At 42.9% G+C, this 22612-nt stretch carries 25 protein-coding genes; 19 read left to right on the forward strand and 6 right to left on the reverse strand.

From position 1 onward, the window contains the following. The first annotated feature begins 16 nt into the window (after positions 1-16). The 9 genes from MHB49_RS10290 to MHB49_RS10330 all read left to right on the forward strand — a co-directional run bounded on the left by MHB49_RS10290 (position 17) and on the right by MHB49_RS10330 (position 10113). On the forward strand, positions 17-1357 hold the full coding sequence (locus tag MHB49_RS10290) for an MFS transporter (protein ID WP_247901763.1): 1341 nt from the start codon (positions 17-19) through the stop codon (positions 1355-1357). A 381-nt stretch (positions 1358-1738) separates the two neighbouring features. Then, positions 1739-3007, forward strand: a complete 1269-nt coding sequence (locus MHB49_RS10295; RefSeq protein ID WP_405156049.1) for a sulfotransferase family protein — start codon at positions 1739-1741, stop codon at positions 3005-3007. Continuing rightward, positions 3004-4935: an asparagine synthase-related protein gene (locus tag MHB49_RS10300; RefSeq protein WP_405156050.1), complete on the forward strand. Its 1932-nt coding sequence runs from the start codon at positions 3004-3006 to the stop codon at positions 4933-4935. The genes MHB49_RS10295 and MHB49_RS10300 overlap by 4 nt, the downstream gene beginning before the upstream one ends. Positions 4936-5019: 84 nt before the next feature. Next, complete coding sequence (locus MHB49_RS10305) at positions 5020-5154, forward strand: paeninodin family lasso peptide (RefSeq protein WP_405157097.1); 135 nt, start codon at positions 5020-5022, stop codon at positions 5152-5154. A gap of 144 nt (positions 5155-5298) precedes the next feature. Then, positions 5299-6255, forward strand: coding sequence for an HPr kinase/phosphorylase (locus MHB49_RS10310; RefSeq protein ID WP_405156051.1), 957 nt, complete (start codon positions 5299-5301; stop codon positions 6253-6255). Continuing rightward, complete coding sequence (locus tag MHB49_RS10315) at positions 6242-6541, forward strand: lasso peptide biosynthesis PqqD family chaperone (protein WP_247901768.1); 300 nt, start codon at positions 6242-6244, stop codon at positions 6539-6541. The genes MHB49_RS10310 and MHB49_RS10315 overlap by 14 nt, the downstream gene beginning before the upstream one ends. Positions 6542-6545: 4 nt before the next feature. After that, positions 6546-7028 (forward strand): lasso peptide biosynthesis B2 protein, encoded by a 483-nt coding sequence (locus tag MHB49_RS10320; protein WP_405156052.1) that lies wholly within the window; start codon positions 6546-6548, stop codon positions 7026-7028. After that, positions 7018-8208: a nucleotidyltransferase family protein gene (locus MHB49_RS10325; RefSeq protein ID WP_247901770.1), complete on the forward strand. Its 1191-nt coding sequence runs from the start codon at positions 7018-7020 to the stop codon at positions 8206-8208. The genes MHB49_RS10320 and MHB49_RS10325 overlap by 11 nt, the downstream gene beginning before the upstream one ends. Positions 8209-8211: 3 nt before the next feature. Continuing rightward, on the forward strand, positions 8212-10113 hold the full coding sequence (locus tag MHB49_RS10330) for an ABC transporter ATP-binding protein (RefSeq protein WP_405156053.1): 1902 nt from the start codon (positions 8212-8214) through the stop codon (positions 10111-10113). A 109-nt stretch (positions 10114-10222) separates the two neighbouring features. On the opposite strand, the gene cysC is transcribed toward MHB49_RS10330, so the two are convergent. After that, positions 10223-10861, reverse strand: coding sequence for an adenylyl-sulfate kinase (gene cysC, locus MHB49_RS10335; RefSeq protein ID WP_405156054.1), 639 nt, complete (start codon positions 10859-10861; stop codon positions 10223-10225). A gap of 280 nt (positions 10862-11141) precedes the next feature. Between cysC and MHB49_RS10340 the strand changes: the two genes are divergently transcribed. Then, positions 11142-11408, forward strand: a complete 267-nt coding sequence (locus tag MHB49_RS10340; RefSeq protein ID WP_405156055.1) for a hypothetical protein — start codon at positions 11142-11144, stop codon at positions 11406-11408. 156 nt (positions 11409-11564) lie between these two features. Then, positions 11565-12344: a delta-lactam-biosynthetic de-N-acetylase gene (gene pdaA / locus MHB49_RS10345; protein ID WP_405156056.1), complete on the forward strand. Its 780-nt coding sequence runs from the start codon at positions 11565-11567 to the stop codon at positions 12342-12344. 119 nt (positions 12345-12463) lie between these two features. Here the strand turns inward: pdaA and MHB49_RS10350 are convergent, their stop codons facing one another. Both MHB49_RS10350 and MHB49_RS10355 read right to left on the reverse strand, forming a co-directional pair. Continuing rightward, positions 12464-13312 carry a DegV family protein gene (locus MHB49_RS10350; RefSeq protein WP_405156057.1) on the reverse strand — a complete coding sequence of 283 codons (849 nt, stop codon included), beginning with the start codon at positions 13310-13312 and terminating at the stop codon, positions 12464-12466. A 78-nt stretch (positions 13313-13390) separates the two neighbouring features. Beyond that, entirely contained in the window at positions 13391-13867 is a 477-nt protein-coding gene (locus MHB49_RS10355; RefSeq protein ID WP_405156058.1) for a hypothetical protein, read from the reverse strand. 279 nt (positions 13868-14146) lie between these two features. Between MHB49_RS10355 and MHB49_RS10360 the strand changes: the two genes are divergently transcribed. Continuing rightward, positions 14147-14533 (forward strand): DUF423 domain-containing protein, encoded by a 387-nt coding sequence (locus tag MHB49_RS10360; protein WP_405156059.1) that lies wholly within the window; start codon positions 14147-14149, stop codon positions 14531-14533. Positions 14534-14681: 148 nt separating this feature from the next. Here the strand turns inward: MHB49_RS10360 and MHB49_RS10365 are convergent, their stop codons facing one another. Further along, positions 14682-15260: a hypothetical protein gene (locus MHB49_RS10365; protein ID WP_405156060.1), complete on the reverse strand. Its 579-nt coding sequence runs from the start codon at positions 15258-15260 to the stop codon at positions 14682-14684. Between the two features lie 231 nt (positions 15261-15491). Here MHB49_RS10365 and MHB49_RS10370 point away from each other — a divergent pair, with 231 nt between their 5' ends. Continuing rightward, positions 15492-15707, forward strand: a complete 216-nt coding sequence (locus MHB49_RS10370) for a hypothetical protein (RefSeq protein ID WP_405156061.1) — start codon at positions 15492-15494, stop codon at positions 15705-15707. A 544-nt stretch (positions 15708-16251) separates the two neighbouring features. Here MHB49_RS10370 and MHB49_RS10375 read toward each other — a convergent pair. Beyond that, the gene (locus tag MHB49_RS10375; protein WP_405156062.1) at positions 16252-16815 is read right to left on the reverse strand and encodes a hypothetical protein; all 564 of its coding nucleotides are present in this window, start codon (positions 16813-16815) and stop codon (positions 16252-16254) included. Continuing rightward, complete coding sequence (locus MHB49_RS10380; RefSeq protein WP_405156063.1) at positions 16808-16981, reverse strand: hypothetical protein; 174 nt, start codon at positions 16979-16981, stop codon at positions 16808-16810. The genes MHB49_RS10375 and MHB49_RS10380 overlap by 8 nt, the downstream gene beginning before the upstream one ends. 175 nt (positions 16982-17156) lie before the next feature. On the opposite strand from MHB49_RS10380, the gene MHB49_RS10385 reads away from it, so the two are divergent. The 6 genes from MHB49_RS10385 (at position 17157) to MHB49_RS10410 (ending at position 22583) form a co-directional block, all read left to right on the forward strand. Further along, on the forward strand, positions 17157-18122 hold the full coding sequence (locus tag MHB49_RS10385; protein ID WP_405156064.1) for a DUF4062 domain-containing protein: 966 nt from the start codon (positions 17157-17159) through the stop codon (positions 18120-18122). Positions 18123-18202: 80 nt separating this feature from the next. After that, positions 18203-19557, forward strand: a protein-coding gene (locus tag MHB49_RS10390) for an IS3 family transposase (RefSeq protein ID WP_405156065.1) whose coding sequence is annotated in 2 segments (ribosomal slippage) — positions 18203-18656 and positions 18656-19557 — 1356 coding nt in all. Because the reading frame shifts where the segments join, the coding sequence is not laid out codon by codon here. Between the two features lie 117 nt (positions 19558-19674). Then, a complete protein-coding gene (locus MHB49_RS10395; protein WP_405156066.1) occupies positions 19675-20217 on the forward strand; it encodes a hypothetical protein in 543 nt (180 codons plus the stop codon). 47 nt (positions 20218-20264) lie between these two features. Continuing rightward, positions 20265-21083, forward strand: a complete 819-nt coding sequence (locus MHB49_RS10400) for a type II CAAX prenyl endopeptidase Rce1 family protein (RefSeq protein WP_405156067.1) — start codon at positions 20265-20267, stop codon at positions 21081-21083. Positions 21084-21117: 34 nt separating this feature from the next. Further along, positions 21118-21894 carry a hypothetical protein gene (locus MHB49_RS10405; protein WP_405156068.1) on the forward strand — a complete coding sequence of 259 codons (777 nt, stop codon included), beginning with the start codon at positions 21118-21120 and terminating at the stop codon, positions 21892-21894. 50 nt (positions 21895-21944) lie between these two features. Then, positions 21945-22583 carry a hypothetical protein gene (locus MHB49_RS10410; protein ID WP_405156069.1) on the forward strand — a complete coding sequence of 213 codons (639 nt, stop codon included), beginning with the start codon at positions 21945-21947 and terminating at the stop codon, positions 22581-22583. Positions 22584-22612: the final 29 nt, after the last annotated feature.

The raw sequence follows: 22612 nt of genomic DNA on the forward strand, positions 1-22612 counted from the left end.
AAAGGAAGGATACCATTTGAATAAACGGGCAGTTAAAGCATGGATTATGTATGATTGGGCCAACTCGGCTTATGCGACGACGGTACTTGCAGCCGTTCTTCCCGTCTTCTACGCTTCAGTGGCTGCAGCTACACTGGATGCAGATACCGCAGCATCTTATCTGGCGTATACTCATTCCATTGGCATGTTATGTGTAGCGCTGTTAACTCCTTTGCTGGGGACATTAGCGGATTTATCAGGGCGTAAAGGTGATTTCCTGCGGGTATTTTCCATCATTGGCATCATCGCAACCCTCGGATTCAGCATCATTGGTGAGGGAGACTGGCTGCTTGCTTCTGCACTGCTGGTCATCTCGACTATCGGGTTTGCGGGTGGCAATACATTCTATGATGCGATGCTTCCTGACCTGGTATCAGCTGAGCGAAGAGATATGATCTCCTCCAAAGGCTATGCCTATGGTTATATTGGCGGAGGATTACTGCTTGCCATCAATATGCTGATGATTCAGCAGCCGGGATGGTTCGGGATGGGGAGTACACTCGCGGGAACAAGACTTGCTTTTATATCCGTAGCATTGTGGTGGCTTGTATTCTCCATTCCGTTATTTCGCCATGCCCCGCGCCGTCCTGCTGCACCGGATATGCCGAAGTCATGGCAAGGCTATGCCAATGTAGGCCTTCGCAGGCTTCGTCAAACCTTTCGCCAAATCCGGCGTTTTCCACAGTTGATGCGCATGCTGGTTGCTTTCTGGTTTTTCAATGACGGCATTAATACCATTATCCTGATGGCAACGATCTATGGAACAAGCATTGGAATCGGGACAGCCGATCTGATGCTGGCCTTGCTGCTGACCCAATTTATCGGGTTCCCTTGTACATTGCTGTTGGGGGCATGGGCACAGCGTTGGGGCGCGAAGCAGGTATTGATGGTAAGCTTGTCCATTTACATATGCATCGTCATCTTGGGGTATTTCATGACATCAGCCATCCATTTCTATCTGCTCGCTGGCCTGGTTGGCGTAGTGCAGGGCGTAAGTCAATCAACAGCGCGTTCCTTGTTCAGCAATTTGATGCCTGCCGGAAGAACAGGAGAGTATTTTGGATTTGTTAATATTACAGGCAAATTTTCTTCCATTTTTGGGCCGTTTGTATTCGGTTGGGTGGGCCAGATAACAGGTTCTACCCGTTGGGGCATTCTGTCTCTAATTTTCTTTTTTGCTGCCGGGATTGCAGTGTTATTGACGGTTAAAGTGCAGCAGGGGATGTCGGATGCGATTCAGGCGGATCAGGAAGAAGGGCAGGGCTGGGTACATCATTCCAAGTCGGGGAAAGGTACAGAGGCTAGATCAACAGGATGATTGGTTATTGACGATTTATAGCTAATATTCATTATTAATAATAGTAGCTCCGTGGGCCTGTTTATTCGTAAACTGCTCCGGAGCTTCTTCATGTATGTGCAATAGTTATACATAGTAAGGGGCAAAGAATATATAGAAGTGCTTAAACGACAGAGAACAGAATAGAGTGAATAGAAAGATATTATGAAAAGGTGAAAATAAAAGATTGACATGATACATTTTGTATCATAGAGTAAAAGTATGAATACATATCGTATCTAAAGTTTGTCGAAAGTACATCATCCCTTTTACCTATTCCCATGTGGGTATATAAGCGGATATTGATATAAAGAGCTATACCAACTGCATGCTCATTTTAATTGTACAGAGGAGAGGCTGCCCTTGGTAGATGTTCATGGTAACGGACTTGTCTTGCTATTATGTGTACCTCGCAGTGGAAGTTCGCTATCCACCGTGATGCTGCAAAATCACAGCCGAGTATTTGCCACACAGGAAATGTGGTTTCTGATGAATCTTGTAGATTTGCAGAAGGCTGATTCCCGCCCCTATGGCGGGGGTGCAATCATCCGTCAGTTTTACAGCGCTATGGTATCCGTCGAAGGTTTTGAAAAGGCCTGCAGAAGCTTTGCTCTGGAAATTTATAACGGATTTCTGGAGGGGAGCGGGGCAGACCTTATCGTAGATAAATCTCCTCGTTACTATTATATGCTGGAATGGCTTGATCGCCTGTTTCCACAGTCCAAGCGCATTCATCTCCAGCGTAACCCCCTTGCCATAGCTGCTTCCTACAAAAAGGTAAACCGTCATACAGGAGAAGGATTCGATTTGATTAGCAGCTTGCAGAGTTCGAATCTTAATATGAAAGCAGTCGATCTCACACTGGGTATGCTCCGTTTGAATGATTATTTTGCGGACAAACACACGAATGCCTATGAAGTTCAGTACGAACAGCTCGTCTCCAGTCCTCGGGAGGAGATGGAGAAGTTATGCGGCTTTCTTGGCATCGGATATGAAGAGGGAATAGAGCAATATGGACGTTTTGTGGACAGTACAAAGTCCAATATGTTTTATAGCATGGGTGTTGGTGATCCGTTTCTATCGTCGCATCAGGAAGCTCATCAAGATTCTGTTAACAACTGGAAAAAAATACTCAATCCACAGGAAGTTGAATTCTATTGCCGGGTGATAGGCTCAGATCTGTTCCATCGAATGGGATACAGTAAACAGCTCGAAGAAGCAGAGCGCTGGACAGGTGTGCGTTACGAAGCTGGCCCAGATGAGGAAGTCATTGCCAAACTTACGCGTCAATTCTCGGAAGCAACGGGAAGCAGCTGGCAGCAAGGTTACCGGATGCAGCCTGTCAACCTAGCGAACAATACTCAAGATGGAAACAGGGATAATCGGGCAGTGAATGAACCGGATACGATTGACCCGACACTGGCCGCACTGGCAACGATCAGGCAGTTGGAAGCCGCGCTGCGTGCAGCCGATAATCGACTGGAACGAGGTTACAATGAGCGGGAACGATTGAAGGCACAGCTCGCCTCTGCTCACAGCAAGATTCAGCGTATCAAATCCTTGATTCCTTTTGGTAACCAGATAAGCGCCTGGGCTTCACAGCGCAAGATACTTCGGGGAGGAAAGTCATGAGCGCGATAGCAGGAATTGTTCACACCGATGGTCAGCAAGCGTTATGGGAGGACAGTTGGCGCCTATATGCCAGTCTGGGACACATCCCGGCAGATACAACGGGAGTCTGGAAAGGCAATGAAGCTTTTCTGAGCTGCCATGCCCAGTGGATTACTCCAGAATCGGTTAGCGAGCAATTGCCCTTACATGATGAAGTGAGCGGTCTGACCATCACGTCGGATGCCATTTTGGATAATCGGGAACAGCTGGCAGATCAACTGTCCATATCGAGAGCGGAGTTAGCAGGATTGTCGGATAGTGAACTGATATTGCGAGCCTATCAGCGGTGGGATGAACATATGGCCGAGAAGCTGCTTGGTGATTTCGCCTTCGCAATCTGGGATGATCGCAAGCGCAGACTCTTCGCAGCGAGAGATATTACTGGCATGAGATCCTTTTATTTTCGACATGATGGCGAGCGGTTTGCCTTCTGTACCTTAATGAATCCGTTGCTACAATTGGAGGGCGTACATAAAGAACTGAATGAAATTTGGTTATCCGAATTTCTTGCCATTCCTGATATGCATGACTCCGCAGATATTCATTCTACCGTCTATCGCGGAGTGAGCCAGCTGCCTCCTGCCCATACCCTCAGCTTCAGAGATGGAAGGCTGGAACAAAAACAATACCATCGCTGGGATGAAGTGGAGCCTTTAAGACTCAAGTCCGACGGGGAATATGTAGAAGCTTTCCGTGAGGTATTTGGTCAAGCTGTTGGATCGCGTTTGCGAACGCACCGGCAGGTGGCTGCTGCTTTAAGTGGAGGGCTGGATTCTGGAGCTGTGGTTGGATATGCCTCAGGAACACTACGGAGTCAAGGGAAAACATTAAATGCGTACAGCTACGTTCCGGTGTCTGATTTTACGGATTACACATCCAAAACACTGTTAGCAGATGAACGCCCGTTTATCCAGTCAACGGTTAATCATGTTGGTAATATCAAGGAGAATTATCTTGATTTTGAGGGTAGAAACCCACTTAGTGAAGTGGACACCTGGCTTGATATTATGGAAATGCCTTATAAATACTTTGAGAATTCATTCTGGATTCGTGGTTTTTATGAAAAAGCGAGCCAGCAGGATGCAGGCATTCTATTGACTGGAGCGCGGGGCAACTTCACGGTCTCCTGGGGCCCAGCACTGGATTATTACGCCAGTTTGCTAAAAAGCGGACGTTGGTTCCGGTGGCTCCGGGAAATGCAGCAGTACAGTGAACGTACCGGGATGAAGTTCTCGCGAATTGCCAAAATTACGGGCCGTAAAGCGTATCCGGAATTGTTCAAATCCATGTCAAAGGGAGCTGCCCAAGCTGCATCGGTGCAATTAATCCATCCGGAGTTTGCTAGACGAACAGGCGTATTGGAACGGCTCAAATCCATTATTGTTCTGCAAGGCGGTGCTCAGGCAGATGCGCTCAAAGTACGGGCAGAGAAATTCAACAATCTGGCCATTGCGAACAAAAATGGTGCTGTCGCAACGAAATGCTCTCTTCGTTATCGGGCATGGGAGCGTGATCCTACGAGTGACGCCAGAGTGATCCGTTTCTGTCTGTCCGTACCGATTGAACAATATGTTAATCAAGGGACGGATCGTGCTTTGATTCGGCGAGCTACATCACCTGAGCTGCCTGACAAAGTTAGGTTAAACCAGCGAGTGCGTGGTGTTCAGCCCGCGGATTGGTTGCACCGCATGATTCCCAATTGGGGCGATTTTACTGCCGAATTGCGTGCGTTATGTTCTGACAGCCGGGTCGCTGGCATATTGAACACAGAGCGGATCAAGTCCGCACTTGCTAATTTTCCAAACCCTCGTCCGGAGCTTGCTTCCCACCCCGACTTGCGGTTGATGATGCATAGCCTGATTGTGTATCGATTCATTCGAAAGTTCTGATGCAGTTCATGGGTGTGGCGATATGAAACAGGATACAGGTTCAATTTTTCAGTTTACTCATGAGAGGAGGTGAATACGATGCAAATGGAAAAAAAGGAATGGCAAGCACCAGCATTGGAAGTGTTGGAAGTGAACCAAACCATGGCGGGAACAGGTTACAGACAAATTGACTGGGTAACTGTTCACGATGCTGACCTTTACGATCCGTCTACTTCCTAAGTTTTTAAGCTTTAACCTGTGCCATTATACTTAAAGGGCGGAAAGGCAACAAATCCATCTTTTCGCCTCCGCCCTTATATTTGAGCAATATGAATATAAGGGCTTTTTTATATACATGAAGAATTGCAAAGGAGGAGTCATTCATTGTTGCCTGTGCAGTATGAAGCTTATGGCTTGCGTTGGATGAGCCAATTTCCATTGCCCGAACTCCAAATCGTACAAGGCGGTGCAGATGTAGATACCTCCAGTGTGGATGTATACATCCAGGTAGCGGATTTAAAAACACGTTGGAACGAGTGGGACGTGGGGAGAGACAACTTTGTTGCCCGGGATGGAAGTCTTTTTTTTCGGATTGAAGATATCGGTCTTTTTTTTATGGAACAGGGAAATAGAATCATAGTATCTCCTGAGCCGGGAGCTGACAATAAAAAGGTACGATTATTTATTCTGGGCACATGTATGGCCGTCATTATGATGCAGCGCAGCATTTTGCCTCTACATGGAAGCGCAGTAGTCATTGATGGCTGGGCATATGCATTTGTAGGACATTCAGGTGCAGGCAAATCCACATTGTCCGCAGCACTTGCTTCGCGTGGTTATCCCCTCTTGACGGATGATGTTGTGGCACTGACGTGGGATGCAGGCGGTAGAGCGATTGTATCGCCCGGGTATCCGCAGCAAAAGTTGTGGCAGCCCAGCTTGGACGGATTCGGCATGAAGCAGCAGGATTATGCGACGGTTCATGCAGAGATTACGAAATACGCGATTCCTGTCCAGCACTATTTTCATGATAGATGTGTTCCGCTTGCTGCTGTATTTGAGCTTGATCCAAAGCCGGAGGAAGTACAAATGCCCGTTCAACTGATGGAAGTTGCCGGGTTGGAACGCTTGCATATGCTTTGTTCTCATACCTTCCGTAGTGGGCTTGTCTCCAGACAAGGTTTGGCGCAGTGGTTATTTGAGACGGTTTCACGTTTGTCCGCAAGTATCGAAGTCTTCAGAATCACAAGATCAGGACCTGATTTTACTGCTTTTGAGATGGCAGACCGGATTATCGATCATGTACGCAAAGGAGTGTATACAGGAAATGACAACAACTAAATCTATGAATGGCGAAGATCGTGTAATGCGCAAGGAAGGCAACCTGGTCAGTGATATGGGCGGAGAGAAAGTCATGATGAGCATTCATACCGGAAAGTATTATAACCTGGGCAGCACCGGTGGACGCATCTGGGATCTGCTGAGTGAGGAACAAACGTTGGCTGCGTTGGTAGAGGTGTTAGCCTCTGAATATGATATTGAACCAGCAGTATGCCAAGATCAGGTTGTCCAATTTCTGGATCATCTTACACAAGAAGGTCTGATTGAAGTTACCCGCGGAGAATAAAGCCATGTTACGTAAAATAAAAGCTTATTTCTCGTTGCCACGTGAAATTCGTGGATTGGTGTGGGAGGCTTACATCCATCTTGGATGGGCACGAATCCTGAAGGCGATGCCCTTTGCCAAGATTGCTCCAGGTTTGGGCACACCAATGTACGAAACGCCGATGAGTGGACTTCAAAGAAATGAAGTGAAGACGATACGAAATATTTCCAAAGCCATACTGGTGGCCAGCAAATACACCTTATGGGAAAGCCGTTGTCTGGTGATGGCTATAGCCGCGATGAAGATGCTGGAGCATCGTAAAATTGACAGTACTCTATATATGGGAACTGCACGGAATGAAAATGGACAAATGATGGCTCATGCCTGGCTGCGAAGTGGGAAATTAATCGTGACCGGAGCTGATACTATGGACCAATATACGGTTGTCGGCGTGTTTGGCAAGCGGTGTCCTGAGAAGGGATCTGGGGAGATTGTCTATGACACATGAACTTGATTACTATACAACCAATTTTCCGCAAGAGCTTAAGCTGATTTTGAGCATGATTAGAGGTGAATTCACAGATTTAACCTCCGAGGATGTCAAAACGCAATTGCAGGGAACAGACTGGCAGCTCTTTTTGCGGCTTGTCTATCATCATCGCTTGTATTCTGTTCTCTATCTGAAAATAAAAGATTTGAATTCAGCGATCATTCCCGCTTTTGTTGTGGAAAACTTGAGACAGCAATATACGTCGAATACATTCCGCATGTTGCATCTGACTGCCGAGATGGAGCAGGTTTGTGGTGCATTGCGCGAACGAGGCATTCGCAATATTACGCTCAAAGGGCCCGCGTTGGCACATGATCTATATGGAGATATATCCTTACGGACCTCTAAAGATCTGGACATTCTTATCCCTTTTGATGATGTGGAGACCGCAGAAGAGATCCTTGAATCACTTGGTTATGAATCGAAGGAAGGGAAGAGAACACCAACCGTTGCCAGCTGGAAATGGCGGGAACATCATATCTGTTACAAACATCCGATCAAAAGAACCCAAGTGGAGATCCATTGGCGGCTTAATCCGGATTCCGGAAGAGAAACGGATTTTGAATTACTGTGGAAACGCAGCCGATTCAGCAACTATACCCAGACGCCTGTCCGTATGCTGGAAAGGGAGGATCTGTGGGCATATTTGGTGACACATGGCGCAAGACACGGTTGGTTCAGACTGCGTTGGTTATTGGATATCGATCAGATGATTCGCAGTATGCCCTTGGACGTCAAAAAAGTGGAGCGGCGTCTGAAAGCAGAAGGCAGATTGTCCATCGGTTCACAAGCTCTTCATCTAGCTTCTGTACTGCTGGATACCCCTATAAATAACAGTTACCTTGCTTTATTATCCTTGCACAAACGTCAGGGAGAGAAATTAGCCAGACACGGTGTAGTGTTCATGAATGAAATGATTGAGACCCCGGCAGCTGTGAAGAGTTATCGTTCCTATTTGTTTGCACTGCGAAGCACAAGGCAGAAGCTGTTTTTCTTCATTGAACGTTTGTATCCGAGTACCTGGGATGTTGATCAACTACCGCTTCCGCGTTCATTGCATTTTTTGTATTTTCCGTTACGTCCGTTTCTCTGGTTCTGGCGGCGAATCAAAAGGAACACGATGACGGAGAGGGGATAACGTATGATATCGGAATTGCAATTCTTTATGCGCAAGCTGCATCGAGTAACGGGCCCAGTGTTGTATTGGAACCTGCTGGGCATGATCTGTATCAGTCTGATGGAAGGAATCAGCATATATATGCTCGTTCCGATGTTAAGTCTCATTGGTGTTTTTGAAATGGGATCAACAGGTCTGCACTTACCCTGGCTATCCGAATTTTTGAATCGTTTTCCGGAAAATGGCCGGCTACTGCTGGTGCTGCTGACTTTTGTCCTCATTGTCTCAGGACAGGCGTGGCTTCAACGTCTTCAGACGATTCGCAACACTCGAATTCAGCAGCAATTCGTTCGAACGCTGCGCATGGAAACCTATCGTGCCATCATTATGGCACAGTGGTCTTTTTTTCTCCAAAAACGAAAATCCGATTTTAATCATATATTAACGACCGAGCTTGCCCGAGTTAGCCAGGGAACGAACATTATGCTGCAAATGGCGGCTTCCTTGATCTTCACCGGCATTCAGATTGGCTTGGCCTTCTGGCTGTCTGCCAAATTAACCACCCTTGTCCTGGTCTGCGGATTGGTATTATTTATTGTCTTGAGAAAATTCGTGAAACGGGCAAAACAGATTGGGGACCAGACATCAGAATATTCCCAGAGCTATTATAATGGTATTACAGAGCACTTTAACGGAATCAAGGATATTAAGAGCAATATGCTCGAAAAATCACATATTAGCTGGTTTGAGCGTATGTGTGGACGGATTGAACAAAACGTGATTCAGTTCAGCCAGTTGAACAGTGGCACACAATTGATTCATCGAGTATCGGCGGCTGTCATTATTGCTGCTTTTATCTATTTATCCTTGCATGTTCTCGCTGTACCTCCGGCAAGTTTGTTGCTCATCATTCTGATTTTTTCACGGTTGTGGCCGCGATTCACGTCCATTCAGTCCAATCTGGAGTATATGAGTTCGATGCTGCCCGCGTTTCAGATTGTGAGAGAGTTACAGACCGAGACGGAGAAAAGCCGTGAGATTAGTGAAAAAGCAGTTCATGCTGGTGAACCATATGATCAGGAATTAATGGTTCCCGGTCCGCGTTCGGTTAGAATGAGGGCTCAGGTTAAGACGGATGAGCAGGACGATGGCGATGTGCGACACATTGAACCCTTGGAGCTTAAGGAGTCTATCGAGTGTCAGCAAGTCAATTATCGCTACGAAGGAAGCGATACCTACTCGTTATTTGAAGCGTATGCATCCATCCCTGCGAGAGGCATGACGGCCATTGTAGGCAAATCGGGTGCCGGGAAGAGCACGATGATAGATCTGATTATGGGACTCATTCGTCCGGAAAGCGGTCAGATTTTGGTGGATGGTGTGCCGTTAACCGAAAATCGATTGTTAGCTTGGAGAAGTTCAATTGGTTATGTTTCTCAGGACCCTTTTCTGTTTCATACGAGCATTCGCGAAAATTTGCGCCTGGTTGACCCCAATGCCAGTGAGGAACAGATGTGGCATGCCTTACAGTTCTCTTCGTCTGCAGGGTTTGTCCGCAAACTTCCACAGGGATTGGATACCATTATTGGTGATCGGGGCATCCGCTTGTCCGGCGGTGAACGTCAGCGATTGGTGCTTGCCCGCGCCATGCTTCGGAACCCTTCTGTATTGGTATTGGATGAGGCGACAAGTGCGCTGGATAGTGAGAATGAACAGCATATTCATGAGGCCCTTGAGCGCCTGAAAGGGCACGTTACCGTAATTGTTATCGCACACCGACTATCCACCATTCGAACAGCAGATCGAGTGATTGTATTGGATGAGGGCCGAGTTATCCAACAGGGGGGCTATCAGCAATTATCAACGGACCCGGTGGGCACGTTCAGCAAACTGTTGAATATGCAAGCTGGCGTTGTGGGGCAATGAGTGTCGCATTAAATTCCGAAATGAAAATGCAAAAAGGCGCGCCATTGGAGGCAGCGCCTTTGATCTGTATGTATCAGGAAAGTAGTTCGAAATTATTGCCGAAGTTCAATTAATGAACGATGGCATTACCAATAGGTTGTGAAAGATGAAATGCACCGACACGTTCCAGATGCTTCACAATTTTATGCACTGCTTCTTCGATGGACAGCTCTTCAGTATCAATGATCAGTGTAGGATCTTCCGGAATATCGTAAGGGGCAGAAATCCCTGTGAAATGTGGAATGGCACCGCTGCGCGCCTTTTTGTAAAGTCCTTTTGGATCACGGCGTTCGCATTCTTCAACTGAACAACGCACATAGATTTCAATGAAATCATCAGCTTCAAAGAGCTGTCTAACCATATTTCGATCTTGTGCGTCAGGGGAGATAAAGGCGGAAAGAACAAATACACCGGCATCTACCATCAACTTGGAAACTTCACCAATCCGGCGCAGATTTTCTTGCCGATCCTCAGCCGTGAAGCCAAGGTCCCGATTCAGTCCATGACGGACGTTATCCCCATCCAGCACATAACAATGAATCCCTTTTTCGTAGAGATACTGCTCCAGGGCAAATGCAAGCGAGGATTTGCCTGCACCTGATAAGCCAGTGAACCATAAGGCACGACTGCGATGACCGTTAAGTTTCTCCCTGTCCTGTCTGTTTAAGCTGGATTGCTGCCAGGTAATATTACGTTCTTCCTTTGACATGGATATCCGCCTCTTCCTACGTATCATATGAATAATATTTTAACATATTTACAAGATTATAGCACCTTCTGAACTTGGCGCAATTTAGCGTGAGTTAACGATAATTCGGGTATAGATGTAGTACATACATAGCAGGAGGAACACCAACATGAACAATAACATACACAACATACAAGTCAATTTTCAGTGCGCGGATTGCGATCAGGAGATCCTAGCAATTTTTGCTCAAGAGCAGGTTAGTGCAGTTCGCTGTTCTGGATGTGGTAGAGCATACACTTTAATGAAACCTACCATTGGTGATGAGATTTTGCTTGATTGGGAGCAGGAGGCTTTATATCATAAATTGCGGGCAGATCGGTCTGAACATGATAACCACAATATGTCTGCCCTGATTATTAAGGTTATTGAGCTGCTTACCTGGAGGGATAGTGGTGATGGTCAGACACGTGCGATAGAAATGGTGAGAGAGTGGCTGGCTTCCAGTGGGAAACCTGAAACATTACTTGAGTTGTTTCATCATCCGGAGCGAGACAATAAACGGTTTTGAACGTAGAGATGCGATTTGGGGCCAATTTGGTCATGTATGTGAAACAATCGTGATCTGAAATTTTACATACATTAGCTGTTCCTGTGGCATATTACCTGAAGGTGTTCGTGATAGGAAGCGACAAACCGAATTTTTCAGGAACAGGAGCGGATAGCAATGAAGCGAATGGTTCTTTACATGCTGCTGGCTATATTGACTTTCGGTGTATTACCGGCACATACTGAAGCATCGCCAATAAATGGAGCTTATCACTTTGGTTTCAAAAAAAGCCAAAACGGCCAGCTGCCTTCCATTGATCAGGAAGGATTTAAGGAAATATTGCAGCATAACAATGCCATTTTCCTGGGGGATACGAAACAGAAAGAACTGTATCTTACGTTTGATAACGGTTATGAAAATGGGTTTACACCAGCTATCTTGGATGTTCTGCGTGATAAGAAAGTGCCAGCTGCTTTTTTTGTCACCGGACATTATTTGAAAGATCAGCCTGAATTGGTGAAGCGAATGGCAGCAGAGGGACATATTGTGGGTAACCACTCCTGGAGCCATCCCGATATGACCCGGGTTTCCAATGAAAAAATAAGAACAGAGCTCGATCAGGTACGGTCTGAAGTCAACCGGTTAACTGGACAGCAGGCGACCTTCTTGCGACCGCCACGTGGAATCTTCAACAACCGGACGCTAGCAGAAAGCCATGCACAAGGTTACGTTAGTGTGTTTTGGTCCGTTGCTTATAAAGATTGGGATACCAAAGTGCAACGAGGGACAGAATATGCACGTCAGCAAGTCCTGAAACAACTGCATCCGGGAGCTGTGATTCTGCTTCACTCTGTGTCGAAAGATAACACGGAGGCGCTAGCCTCCATAATTGATGAAGCGCGTAAGCAAGGATATGCGTTCAAAAGTTTGAATGACCTGAAAACAAAAACTTATTAATGTTACATGTTTATAATTGAAAAAGGGCATCCTGAGCTATGGTAGCTTTGGGATGCCTTTTTTGCTTGATCTTTCGTGCTATTAATTATTAAGGAACATGCAGTATGATGAGAGGTCCTTTATAGAATCGTGTTGTAAATGATACCGATCGTTTTGGGACCACAATGACTGCATATTACGCAACCAGCCGTAGTCAATTCCACTCGTGCACCGGTCTGCTCCTGCAGTGATTTTTGCAAATCAAGCGCATCTTCCTCGGCCATCGTATGCACAACGATAACAAGGTCGCGGTCGATCTGTTCCTTATGGTTAAGCGTGTTTTGCAGCATTTGTTCCAGCGCTTTTTCCCGTTTGCCACGGACTTTGTACGCAGGAGACATCTTTCCATCGGCTACCCGAATGACGGGGCGGATTTTTAGCAGACTGCCAATCAGATTTTGCATGCCGGAGCAGCGTCCACCTTTGTACAGATACTCCAATGTATCAATGACAAATTCAGTTCGCACATTCGGTTTGATGGCTTCAACGAGATGTGTAATCTCCGTCAGGCTCTGTCCTTGTTCAGCTGCATGAACTGCCTTCATGACCATCAGGCCAATCCCGGAAGAAAGATTCAAAGAATCCACGACAGAGATGCGACCTTCCGGAAACTCGGAACTGGCCAATCTTGCATTTTGGTAAGTTGATGAAAGTTCAGAGGACAGGCTGATATACAAGATATCATACCCTTGTTCTATGTAAGGTTGAAATGCCGTCATGAAATCAGCAGGTGAAGGCGCTGCCGTTTTGGGCAAACGCCCATCCCTGCTTACACGTTCATAGAGCTGCTCCGGCTTAATTTCAGCACCGTCCTTTAGTGATTCCTCACCAAACACGACATATAAAGGGATGATACCAATATCGTGCTGCTGGATCCATGCTGGGGCCAGATCACTTGTGCTGTCCGTGAAAATTTTAATTCGTGACATGTCAATCTCCTTTGGATACGAAAATTTGGCAATAGAATGAATCAGGTTGATATGGATCCTTGTTATTTCATTTAGCTTTTACATCATATAGATGCCTGCGATGATAAGCCCTGCAAACGCCAGGATCATGACACCACTAAGAATGGTTCCAATGATTGCAAAGACTTTTTTTCGATTCTTGAGAATAAGCCCAATTACCCCGAGAATAAGTCCAGCCAGGTTCAGAATCAGACAAACAAGAACAGCCAGAGAAGCCAGAACTACTGCCGGATGCAGTGCGATCTCTTCCACTTGTATCGGAGTGACTAAGGCGCCAATCGAACTGTTGATAGCCATTGTGGCAATAACTAAAGTCAGCATGTAACCAATAATCGAGACCAATCCAATCACAAAGCTTGCAATGCCAGGTCCGGAATGTTTCAAACGACCCACGAATGGATCTTCCTGAGCGGAAGGATAAGGTGTAAACAGGTTGTCATGATATGGATCTGAATGCTCCGTACTGGAGCCGGATGGATAAGATTGATTGTTATTCTGGTTATTCTGATTATCCATAAATGGTGTGTCCCTCCCTTAGTCGTGGTCATGAGTGTAATTAACCTAATCCGGGTGTTAAGATTCTCTTCAAGAGAATGAAGGCATTCCTTTTTACTTTTCCATAAATATCGATAAAAATCAAGGTTTCACGCCAGTTTTCGTCCATTTTGGGGCAAAAGCTTAGCAAAGTATATATAACCAGACATATGAATGCCTTCCGCATTGCAGCTTGCTGGTAAACACGGCAAGGATTCGCTAAAATGAATATTGAGAGATGAATTAAGGGAGAGAAGGAAAATGCAACGGAAATGGATGATGCTTGGTGCTGTACTTACAATGCTTTCTGTAGCCATTGGTGCGTTTGGTGCACACATGCTCAAGGAAAGAATTGGTGCAGACGCAATAGCCGTGTATGAAACCGGAGTGCAGTACCACATGATACATGCAATCGCACTGCTGATTATTGGTCTCACAGCGGGTCAGCTCGGACCGTCAACCAAGCTCAAGTGGGCAGCACGCCTGTTGTTTACAGGAATTATCATATTCTCGGGCAGTCTGTATGTACTGAGTATTTCAGGTATTAAAATGTTGGGAGCCATCACGCCAATTGGCGGGGTTGCCTTTATTGTCGGGTGGTTGTTATTCGCAATCGACGTATGGCAGCGGGGGAAAGATCGCTCTTAATGCGTGCTCATAAGCTCATTAAAAGGCCAAGGCACAGCTGAAGTTGTTCCAGTTACCAGTTATCAGAAAGAAAATCCAAAAAAGCAACTTGCGTGAGAAATGTACCCAATTTCCCCGTAAGTTGCTTTTGTTTTGAATGCTCATTCAGTTAGAGAAATTCATCAATTTCATTGGTTCGGAATGTATACACTTGTTTTTCATCCACATGGTAGACGCTTACAATGCTGTTATCCCGATCAAAATTCAAAATGCGGCATGGTATGCTCTGGTGCTTACCGTTCTTGTTGTTCACAACGATCCGAGTAAGACGGTTTTCTTTGATAAGGGTATCAATCCATACGTCGAATGAATTTCCGTTGGTAGTGTTGGATGCTTCGGTTGAAGGAGTGTTCTGGGAAGCAGGTGTTTCGGCTTCATTTTCTGGTTTACCAGGAACGGTTGAAGCCGTCGCTTGATTTGGTGATGAGCTTTTTTGTCTTGCATTAGATTGTGTTTTTTTTCTTTCTTTATGAAGAAAGGCAAATGAGTCCTTTTTGGACTGGAGTGTCACTTCAATAATTTTGCCAAGCTCTATGCCGGATTGAATCCGGAAGTCCGCAATTTGTTCCTCTTTGTTAATGAACTCCAACAGGGACTGCAGCGCCAATGCATTCGAGCGGCTCTTAATAAGAATGTCGACATTGAATAAAAAGCCGATTTCTTCTTCGTTGGATATGGTTTCTTTCATTCATCCCAGCCCCGTTAAAAGATATGTCAGCAAAAACATGCTTCAATACACTATATCATTAAAAAGGCAATAATCATAGTGCTGTAGACATAGAAAATGAGCAAACCACTTGGGCTAGTTCAAGTAAAACCATATGCATTTCCAGTTCTTTTCCGCAGGTGTCCACACAGCTATCCAGAATGAGGCATACAATTATCGTGACCTGTGGAAGAGGAGGTGTATCGGGAAATTATGGTGACGATGGAGCCGATTGTGGTTGGGGAGCATGTGTTGGTCGGGGTAGAGGTGAAGCTGCCCAAAACGACATTACTGACGATTAATACATTCAAAGGATATATCATGTGCGGAGCAACTACCGTATCCCATTTTGGAACAGAGTCGCAAAGTGCTGGTACACGTCATGGACCCATATGGGACAAGCTTTCATTAGTTTTCGAAAGTGTTTGAAAGGACTTGGGAAACGCTATAAAAAATCAATTGTGACTCGATTTTGTGACGCTTTTTGTAACGTTTGATAGATGGGGCAGGCTGTTGACTGGTGTGGATTTGTAAGGCGAATTAATCTTTTTCTGTGACGGTTATTATGCGTATTTTATGATTGCTATCAACCCTTTTGGCATATTGTCAAAACCCTCACTTGCATATACAGTTACAATAAAAAATAACCCAAATAACTTTTAAAAGTGTAGGGGATTATTATTCTAAACGATTTAGTACTGGAATAGTTTAGGCATTAGGTCTTTAACGTAATGGAGAAAAGCCTCCAATCTTATGCTTAACAGTGGGGGGGATGATGGCTACTAAATTCAGAATAAATCTCAATAATTTGTCTCTCCAACGTGCAAGGCCGATTGTTACGTATAACAGGATGATAACTGTTTGGGAAGACGCAACAGATGAAGAGGTTGAAAGAATAATTCTTAAAGACCATGAATATTACATGATTCACGACGAACGTTGAATTTCAAGAAAAAAGCTACCACTAGGGCAGCTAATATTTAGGGAATGTAGCATCATTTTTGAGGCTTAAGTATTGTTGTCTACAAGTCCTATAAAATCCATCTAGTTTTACTGAGTGGCCAGTTTTGATTTTAGCTAAAGGATAATCTTTCAAGACATTACCCAATAGATCGATCATATGTATAGCCATGTTTGATAAGCTTACTAAATGTATTTTTGTAAGTATAAAGCTGGTCTCATCAAAAACAGAATTATAGGTTTTATTGTCAATGTAGTGCACATTAGTTAAAGCATCTGTTAGATTTGAGTGTGCAAAATGTTTGTTTATATGCTCGCTTTTAATGCTTCTCAATTTATCGGAGTGGGAAGGATAATTATTGTTCAGCCACTTATTTACTTTATCTGAAACGCCTTTTTTCGCAATAAGATGTCCTGGAAATTCAGGATTATCTAAAACGTAGTTATTTTGATTGGGCTTGTAAAGTGAGTAACTTGCTAGTCCTACAGACTCAATTGCATTTCTTAGTGATTGGTAAGCTTGAATTGTGTGAAGTCTAATTATTGACAGCAAAGAAAGGGACAAAGATTTATTCATTTGGGTTGAGAACATTAAATACATATGCAGTGGCATCAATCTTTTCAATAAAAGTCCAAGAGTATTCTATAACTTCTTTTGTAAATGTAAAATAACGACCATGGCTATCTTTTGCATTCTGAATTAATCTGTCCTCTTCTTTGGAGAGATCATAAATTGAAAACATTTAAAAACTCCTTTTTTATTCAAATATACCATCTCGAATAATTTAAAACTATACACTGTACTTCTTTCAAACGAAAGTCTGATTTCATTGTCAAATCACATAGGAGCATTGTACGGTTTTGGCGACTTCTGTAGTATAATAGGGAATATTATACATGAGGGAGTCGTTTTTATTTATGGAAAAGAAACTTCAAGTTTTTATTTCATCTACTTACATAGATATGATTGAAGAGCGACAAGCAGCAGTTACAGCAGTCTTAAATTCAGGGCACATTCCAGCGGGGATGGAATTGTTTAAATCAGGAGATCAAACTCAAAAGGAAACCATTAAACGTTGGATTGATGAGTCTGACGTTTATATGCTCATTTTGGGTGGCCGCTATGGTAGTCTTGACCCTGAAAGTGGAAAAAGTTATACGCATTGGGAATATGACTATGCGGGTGATCAAGGAAAAAGAAGATTTGCAATCGTTATTACAGATGAAAAATTAATGGATAAGGCTAGAGAAAATCCAAATTTTATGGAACGCGAGCACTATGCCAAATATCAAGATTTCAAGAGCGAAGTGTTGAACAATATCTCTAAGTTTTATGAAGATATCAAAGATATTAAATTAACAGTGATGGAGTCTCTTAGAGAATACGAAACAGATGACAATTTAGTGGGTTGGGTTAAATCTGACAGCATCCAGAGTAATGAGAACATACTCTTGGAGAATGCAGAGTTATTAAAAGAAAATGCACGACTATCTAAAGAAAATGACACTCTGAACCAAAGGTTAACTCAAAAAACAGACCTAAATGGTTATCAATATGCAGAAATCAAATCTACACTAGAGAATATAGTAGTTAAATTACCGAAAAGAGTCGATGAAACTGAAACTGAAACAACTCTTCTGAGGTTTTTTGTAAGAAGAGCGAGCTTATTTTCAATGGGTGCTACAAATAGTTCGAAATCGAGTGCTCTCACACTATATATTTATTACAATGTTGCACCAAAACTGATGAAATTCGGCTTAGTTGAGAAAATTAATGTTCCAGGGGTACAGTATGAAAAGGTACAGACTACAAAAGAAGGTTTGAGGTTTTTGGCACAGTATGAAATCGATAAAGTTGCGCGAAAAAAATCAGTAAAAGATTAATTTTAACAATAATTAAGCAGTCCTAATGAACTGCACCCCAAATGTTAGACACACTCTAACAGTTGGAGGTGCAGTTTTTTATGACCAAATTTACGAAGGATAGGAAATTGGCGATCATTCAAGGGTATAACTCTGATCTTCTGTCGCTGACGGAATACGCAAACAAAATGGGTGTTAACAAGTCCCAATTCCAATATTGGTTAAAGCTTTATGAGATGCATGGTGAGTGTGCCTTTACTAACGGCTATACAAATTATCCGGCAAGCTTTAAACTGGACGTACTTAATCATATGGCTCAATCGAAAGCTTCTCTCATGAATACCGCTGCTCTGTTCAACCTTCCGAACTTCTCCATCTTGCATTCCTGGCAGAAAAAGATGGAGACAGGCGGTTTAGAAGCCCTTGAGCCAAAAAAGAAGGGGCGTCCATCCATGAAGAAAAACTCCAATTCGTCTACTAAACGATCTGTAGTTGAAGGGTCTGTCGAAGCGCTCGAAGAACGTATCAAGCAGCTTGAAATGGAGAATGAGTATCTAAAAAAGTTGAACGCCTTAGTTCGAAACAAGGAAAAATCACCAAACAGGACAAAGCACAAGCCGTCTGGGAACTGAGGCATAAATATCCGGTGAAGGCACTCGTACAGCTGTCTGGTATCCCGCGCAGCACCTATTACAACCTTATAAAGCGTATAAGCCAACCAGATCCGAATGCGGATTTGAGAGCTGAGATCCAGTCCATTTATGCGGAACATGACGGACGTTACGGATATCGCCGTATTCGTGATGAATTGGCAATCCGTGGGCGGAAAGTGAACCACAAGAAGGTTCAGCGGCTCATGAAGGAGATGGGCCTTAAATGCCTATTCCGCATGAAAAAGTATAAGTCATATAAAGGGACAGTCGGCGAGACTGCACCGAATCATTTGGATCGCCAGTTCACGGCGGAGGCGCCAAATGAGAAGTGGGTAACGGACATCACGGAGTTTAAGTTATTTGGAGAAAAGCTGTATCTGTCGCCTATTTTGGACCTATTCAATGGGGAAATTATCACCTATACCATTGGTTCACGACCAACATATTCTCTGGTAGCTGAGATGCTGGATGCAGGACTGGAGCGTCTGCCGGAAGGGCACCATCTTCTCTTTCATTCAGATCAAGGTTGGCATTACCAAATGAAGCAATATCGCTATGCGCTTAAGTCGAGAGGCATTCTCCAAAGCATGTCACGAAAAGGGAATTGTTACGACAACGCCGTCATAGAGAATTTCTTCGGCATTCTCAAATCAGAGTTTCTGTACTACAAAGAGTTTAAAAATGTGGAACATTTCAAAGAAGAATTGGAAAAATATATTGAATACTACAATACCAAACGGTTAAAAGCAAAAATCAAAATGAGTCCGGTACAGTACCGAACTCATTTTGAGAAAGCTGCTTGATGAGATAACCGTGTCTAGCTTTTGGGGGTCACTTCATTTAACATGGATTCTTTTCTCTGATACCAGTGTAGTTTTCATTTTTGATAAATCAAATACTTTACTTAGGGAGATCTGACCATGGAAAGAGAAATGGTGTTCGATCAAAAATTTTCGATAGTCACCAAGGATGGAAACGAAGAGACTTTCAATTTTTTTATGTTTGAAGATACCCCTATCATTACATATAAAAAATGGGAGCATTCTTTTTATACTAATTTTGAGGCGCAAGGATGGACTTCTAAGGACAGACCAGATTTTGCTAACAAGGGATTGGTGTTTATCGTTTCTGAAAATAATACAATGTTGGATTGGTGCGCGCTGTATCATGAACTTGGACATGTGAAAAATAAACACCCATTAGGACTAAAAGGGAGACTAGGGAAAGTCACAGAAGGAATTGTAAGCCCATATGAATTAGAGGCAGATCAGTATGTTCTAAAGAATATGGGGCGCGAAAAGACTACAGTTTGGCTTGAGAGTTTGATCATGTATTTAACAGATGAGATAAATAAGCGTGAAATTTATAAGGAATCGGGATATCTTCAAGAAGCAGGATTAAAAGGACTTGAAATGTACTATGTGAGCTTAAAAGAAGTGCAACTTAGAATAAACTATCTGTGAAACGTACATTTCAGCAACTAAGGTTGTAGAGAGAGCAGGTAAGAAACATGGAGACTGGACATTTTAAGAACTTAACAGGTGTGTTCCTGAATAATACAAGAACTATAGAAATTCTTAATTTTATGATTTTTGTGAGCCTTCCTACATTGATTATTATCAGGGAGAGGTCATTACATTTCCCTTATTATTTACTAGTATTATATTTTTGCATATTATTCGTTGTATCTAAATATCAAAAGCAGTTAATTGGTGGTAGAGGTATCCATGAGAATGGGATGAAAAGATTCATTCTGAACTATATTGTTATCCCTCTTGTAGCACCAATAATTATGAAAATCCTCGTTGGCCTTTTTATGGTTGTCATCCCAATTGATTCTAACCCCCAAGGTCTAAAAGAATATTCACTTGATCAGTTGCTGCGTAGTACAATTTCAAATTTCTTTTCTGGCGCTGAAGAAGTATGGAGATTTGCAACAATTCTTGTTGTTGCAAAAATAACGCATCTAATATGTAGACAGCGTTTTGCAAAAATATCATTGTTGGTTGGTTTGTTGGTAAGTTCATTAATGTTTGGCTGGCTGCACACATTTCCTTACGGCGGAGGCTGGTTTAATACTGACATTACTGTTGCCCTAAGTTTGATGGGCTTAATGTACGGATTGCTATTATTTGCAACAAGAAATTTGTGGTCAGTAATAATAGCCCATATTTTAGGCAATATGTACACATCAATATCCTTGTACAATTCAGATCTGGGGACGTTGATACAATACTCAGTTTTAGGCATTGCAATGATATTTTTAGTGTACGTATCAGCCAAGTCAAATTCAAAAGGTAAAGAATCAAGTCAGATCGAATTACATTAAAATTTTCCTTTCATTCAGATAGTGAGGTCTTGACATGAGAAATTTGTTCAAATCTATTTTCAATAAAAAAAATAATGACATCCCAATTAACTCATCACAAAATATAAATAATCAAAAGGATTTGTTGTATCAGTATATTGAATCCTTAGAGAACACAATTCTAAAAGGTGATCTTGATTCGATATTGATGATGAATGGTGATTTAGAATATAAAATAGGTGCCTTTAGTGCTATAAAGTTCAGTTCTGAGTACATAAAGTTCATTCATATTAAAGGCTTAATCGGCGATTTGGTTCAATTAACAGATGAAGAATATGAATCTAGATCTGGAGATGTGTTCTTTCAAACATATAGAGATAATCTAAGTGACTTGGTTGCAGTATTTTTTAATTTGGGTGAGTTTACACCAGGAGACACATGTGATCCTACATTGTATTTATCTTATGGTAAAAGTACGGGCCCACAATCTAAAATGTATATATCATATTACAGTAAAGGCTATTTGGAGATAGTTGATTTACTTTCAGGAGTAGAGAGAAGAGGACATGGTGGTCTAATGCTTAATTCACTTCTTAAGATCGTTGAAAAACTAAACGAAAAAATAGAAGTATATAATTTGCAACTATACGCTTCTGAATTTAATACTGGACTAACCTATGGCGACTTCATTGCTTCAAGCAATTCGATGAGAAAAATAACACACATTACTGGTAAAATTGTGCCGGGAAGAGGTCTAACAAGAGAGGATTTAATACGATTTTATGGTCGATATGGATTCATCAAAGATGGGCGACTATATAAGGATGTATAGAGTTCAAATAAAGTATTTCTGTCCTAAGAACACATAATAAGGGTGTCCTAATGGCAAAGTGGGTTCTTCGAATTAGTATCTTGGTTGCTATCTATTTAGCAATCTATAAGTATAGCGATTGGGGATGGGGTTCAATCTTGTCTGGTGTTGGTGTGCTTGCAATTGGTTCATTTATTTCGTTTTTATTAGCGAAAGGAAAGAATTTAAATGAGAATGATGATATTTTTGCAACCGATTCCTTAACTCCAATCGATTCGCATGTACAAATGGGAAATGCCGCTGCGAAGTCAACATTTAGATTAAGACAACGTGGTGTAACTTACAGTGAGAACAACGACGAGCTTGTTAAGACAGAGTTGGTATATCTTATAGCATTCATTGTAGACTTGTCAGCATATCAAGCGTTTCAGGAGAGTCGATCAAAAACCATGATAATGGATGCGTATTACAATGCTCTCTCATCAAAAGGAGTAAACATTCAAACCTGCAATGAAAGAGTTGTTCAATATAGTGAAAAGTATAGAGAAGATCCTCCGAAGCCTGAATTGGGGATTTACTACAATATCGGAAAAGCATTCTCAACGATAATTTCTAAGAATACTATTTCCGATCCGTTTATTACTTTAGAGACTGTTAAGTATATGATGCAGGTAAAAGAACTAATGGATTCACAATTTGCTGAGAATTGAGTTGTCGTAGAAGTTTACTTTCTTTTAGA

This window comes from Paenibacillus sp. FSL K6-0108 (assembly GCF_045040695.1).
Taxonomy (GTDB): domain Bacteria; phylum Bacillota; class Bacilli; order Paenibacillales; family Paenibacillaceae; genus Paenibacillus; species Paenibacillus pabuli_B.

Bases quoted from the DNA above. Each gene is read 5' to 3' on its own strand.
- MHB49_RS10385 (WP_405156064.1), top strand. From the start codon at position 17,157: ATGGAAAAGAAACTTCAAGTTTTTATTTCATCTACTTACATAGATATG.
- MHB49_RS10340 (WP_405156055.1), top strand. From the start codon at position 11,142: ATGAAACCTACCATTGGTGATGAGATTTTGCTTGATTGGGAGCAGGAG.
- MHB49_RS10320 (WP_405156052.1), top strand. From the start codon at position 6,546: ATGTTACGTAAAATAAAAGCTTATTTCTCGTTGCCACGTGAAATTCGT.
- MHB49_RS10410 (WP_405156069.1), top strand. From the start codon at position 21,945: ATGGCAAAGTGGGTTCTTCGAATTAGTATCTTGGTTGCTATCTATTTA.
- pdaA (WP_405156056.1), top strand. From the start codon at position 11,565: ATGAAGCGAATGGTTCTTTACATGCTGCTGGCTATATTGACTTTCGGT.
- MHB49_RS10370 (WP_405156061.1), top strand. From the start codon at position 15,492: ATGGTGACGATGGAGCCGATTGTGGTTGGGGAGCATGTGTTGGTCGGG.
- cysC (WP_405156054.1), bottom strand. From the start codon at position 10,861: ATGTCAAAGGAAGAACGTAATATTACCTGGCAGCAATCCAGCTTAAAC.
- MHB49_RS10400 (WP_405156067.1), top strand. From the start codon at position 20,265: ATGGAGACTGGACATTTTAAGAACTTAACAGGTGTGTTCCTGAATAAT.
- MHB49_RS10405 (WP_405156068.1), top strand. From the start codon at position 21,118: ATGAGAAATTTGTTCAAATCTATTTTCAATAAAAAAAATAATGACATC.
- MHB49_RS10305 (WP_405157097.1), top strand. From the start codon at position 5,020: ATGGAAAAAAAGGAATGGCAAGCACCAGCATTGGAAGTGTTGGAAGTG.
- MHB49_RS10350 (WP_405156057.1), bottom strand. From the start codon at position 13,312: ATGTCACGAATTAAAATTTTCACGGACAGCACAAGTGATCTGGCCCCA.
- MHB49_RS10330 (WP_405156053.1), top strand. From the start codon at position 8,212: ATGATATCGGAATTGCAATTCTTTATGCGCAAGCTGCATCGAGTAACG.
- MHB49_RS10355 (WP_405156058.1), bottom strand. From the start codon at position 13,867: ATGGATAATCAGAATAACCAGAATAACAATCAATCTTATCCATCCGGC.
- MHB49_RS10300 (WP_405156050.1), top strand. From the start codon at position 3,004: ATGAGCGCGATAGCAGGAATTGTTCACACCGATGGTCAGCAAGCGTTA.
- MHB49_RS10360 (WP_405156059.1), top strand. From the start codon at position 14,147: ATGCAACGGAAATGGATGATGCTTGGTGCTGTACTTACAATGCTTTCT.
- MHB49_RS10375 (WP_405156062.1), bottom strand. From the start codon at position 16,815: ATGAATAAATCTTTGTCCCTTTCTTTGCTGTCAATAATTAGACTTCAC.
- MHB49_RS10365 (WP_405156060.1), bottom strand. From the start codon at position 15,260: ATGAAAGAAACCATATCCAACGAAGAAGAAATCGGCTTTTTATTCAAT.
- MHB49_RS10325 (WP_247901770.1), top strand. From the start codon at position 7,018: ATGACACATGAACTTGATTACTATACAACCAATTTTCCGCAAGAGCTT.
- MHB49_RS10380 (WP_405156063.1), bottom strand. From the start codon at position 16,981: ATGTTTTCAATTTATGATCTCTCCAAAGAAGAGGACAGATTAATTCAG.
- MHB49_RS10315 (WP_247901768.1), top strand. From the start codon at position 6,242: ATGACAACAACTAAATCTATGAATGGCGAAGATCGTGTAATGCGCAAG.
- MHB49_RS10395 (WP_405156066.1), top strand. From the start codon at position 19,675: ATGGAAAGAGAAATGGTGTTCGATCAAAAATTTTCGATAGTCACCAAG.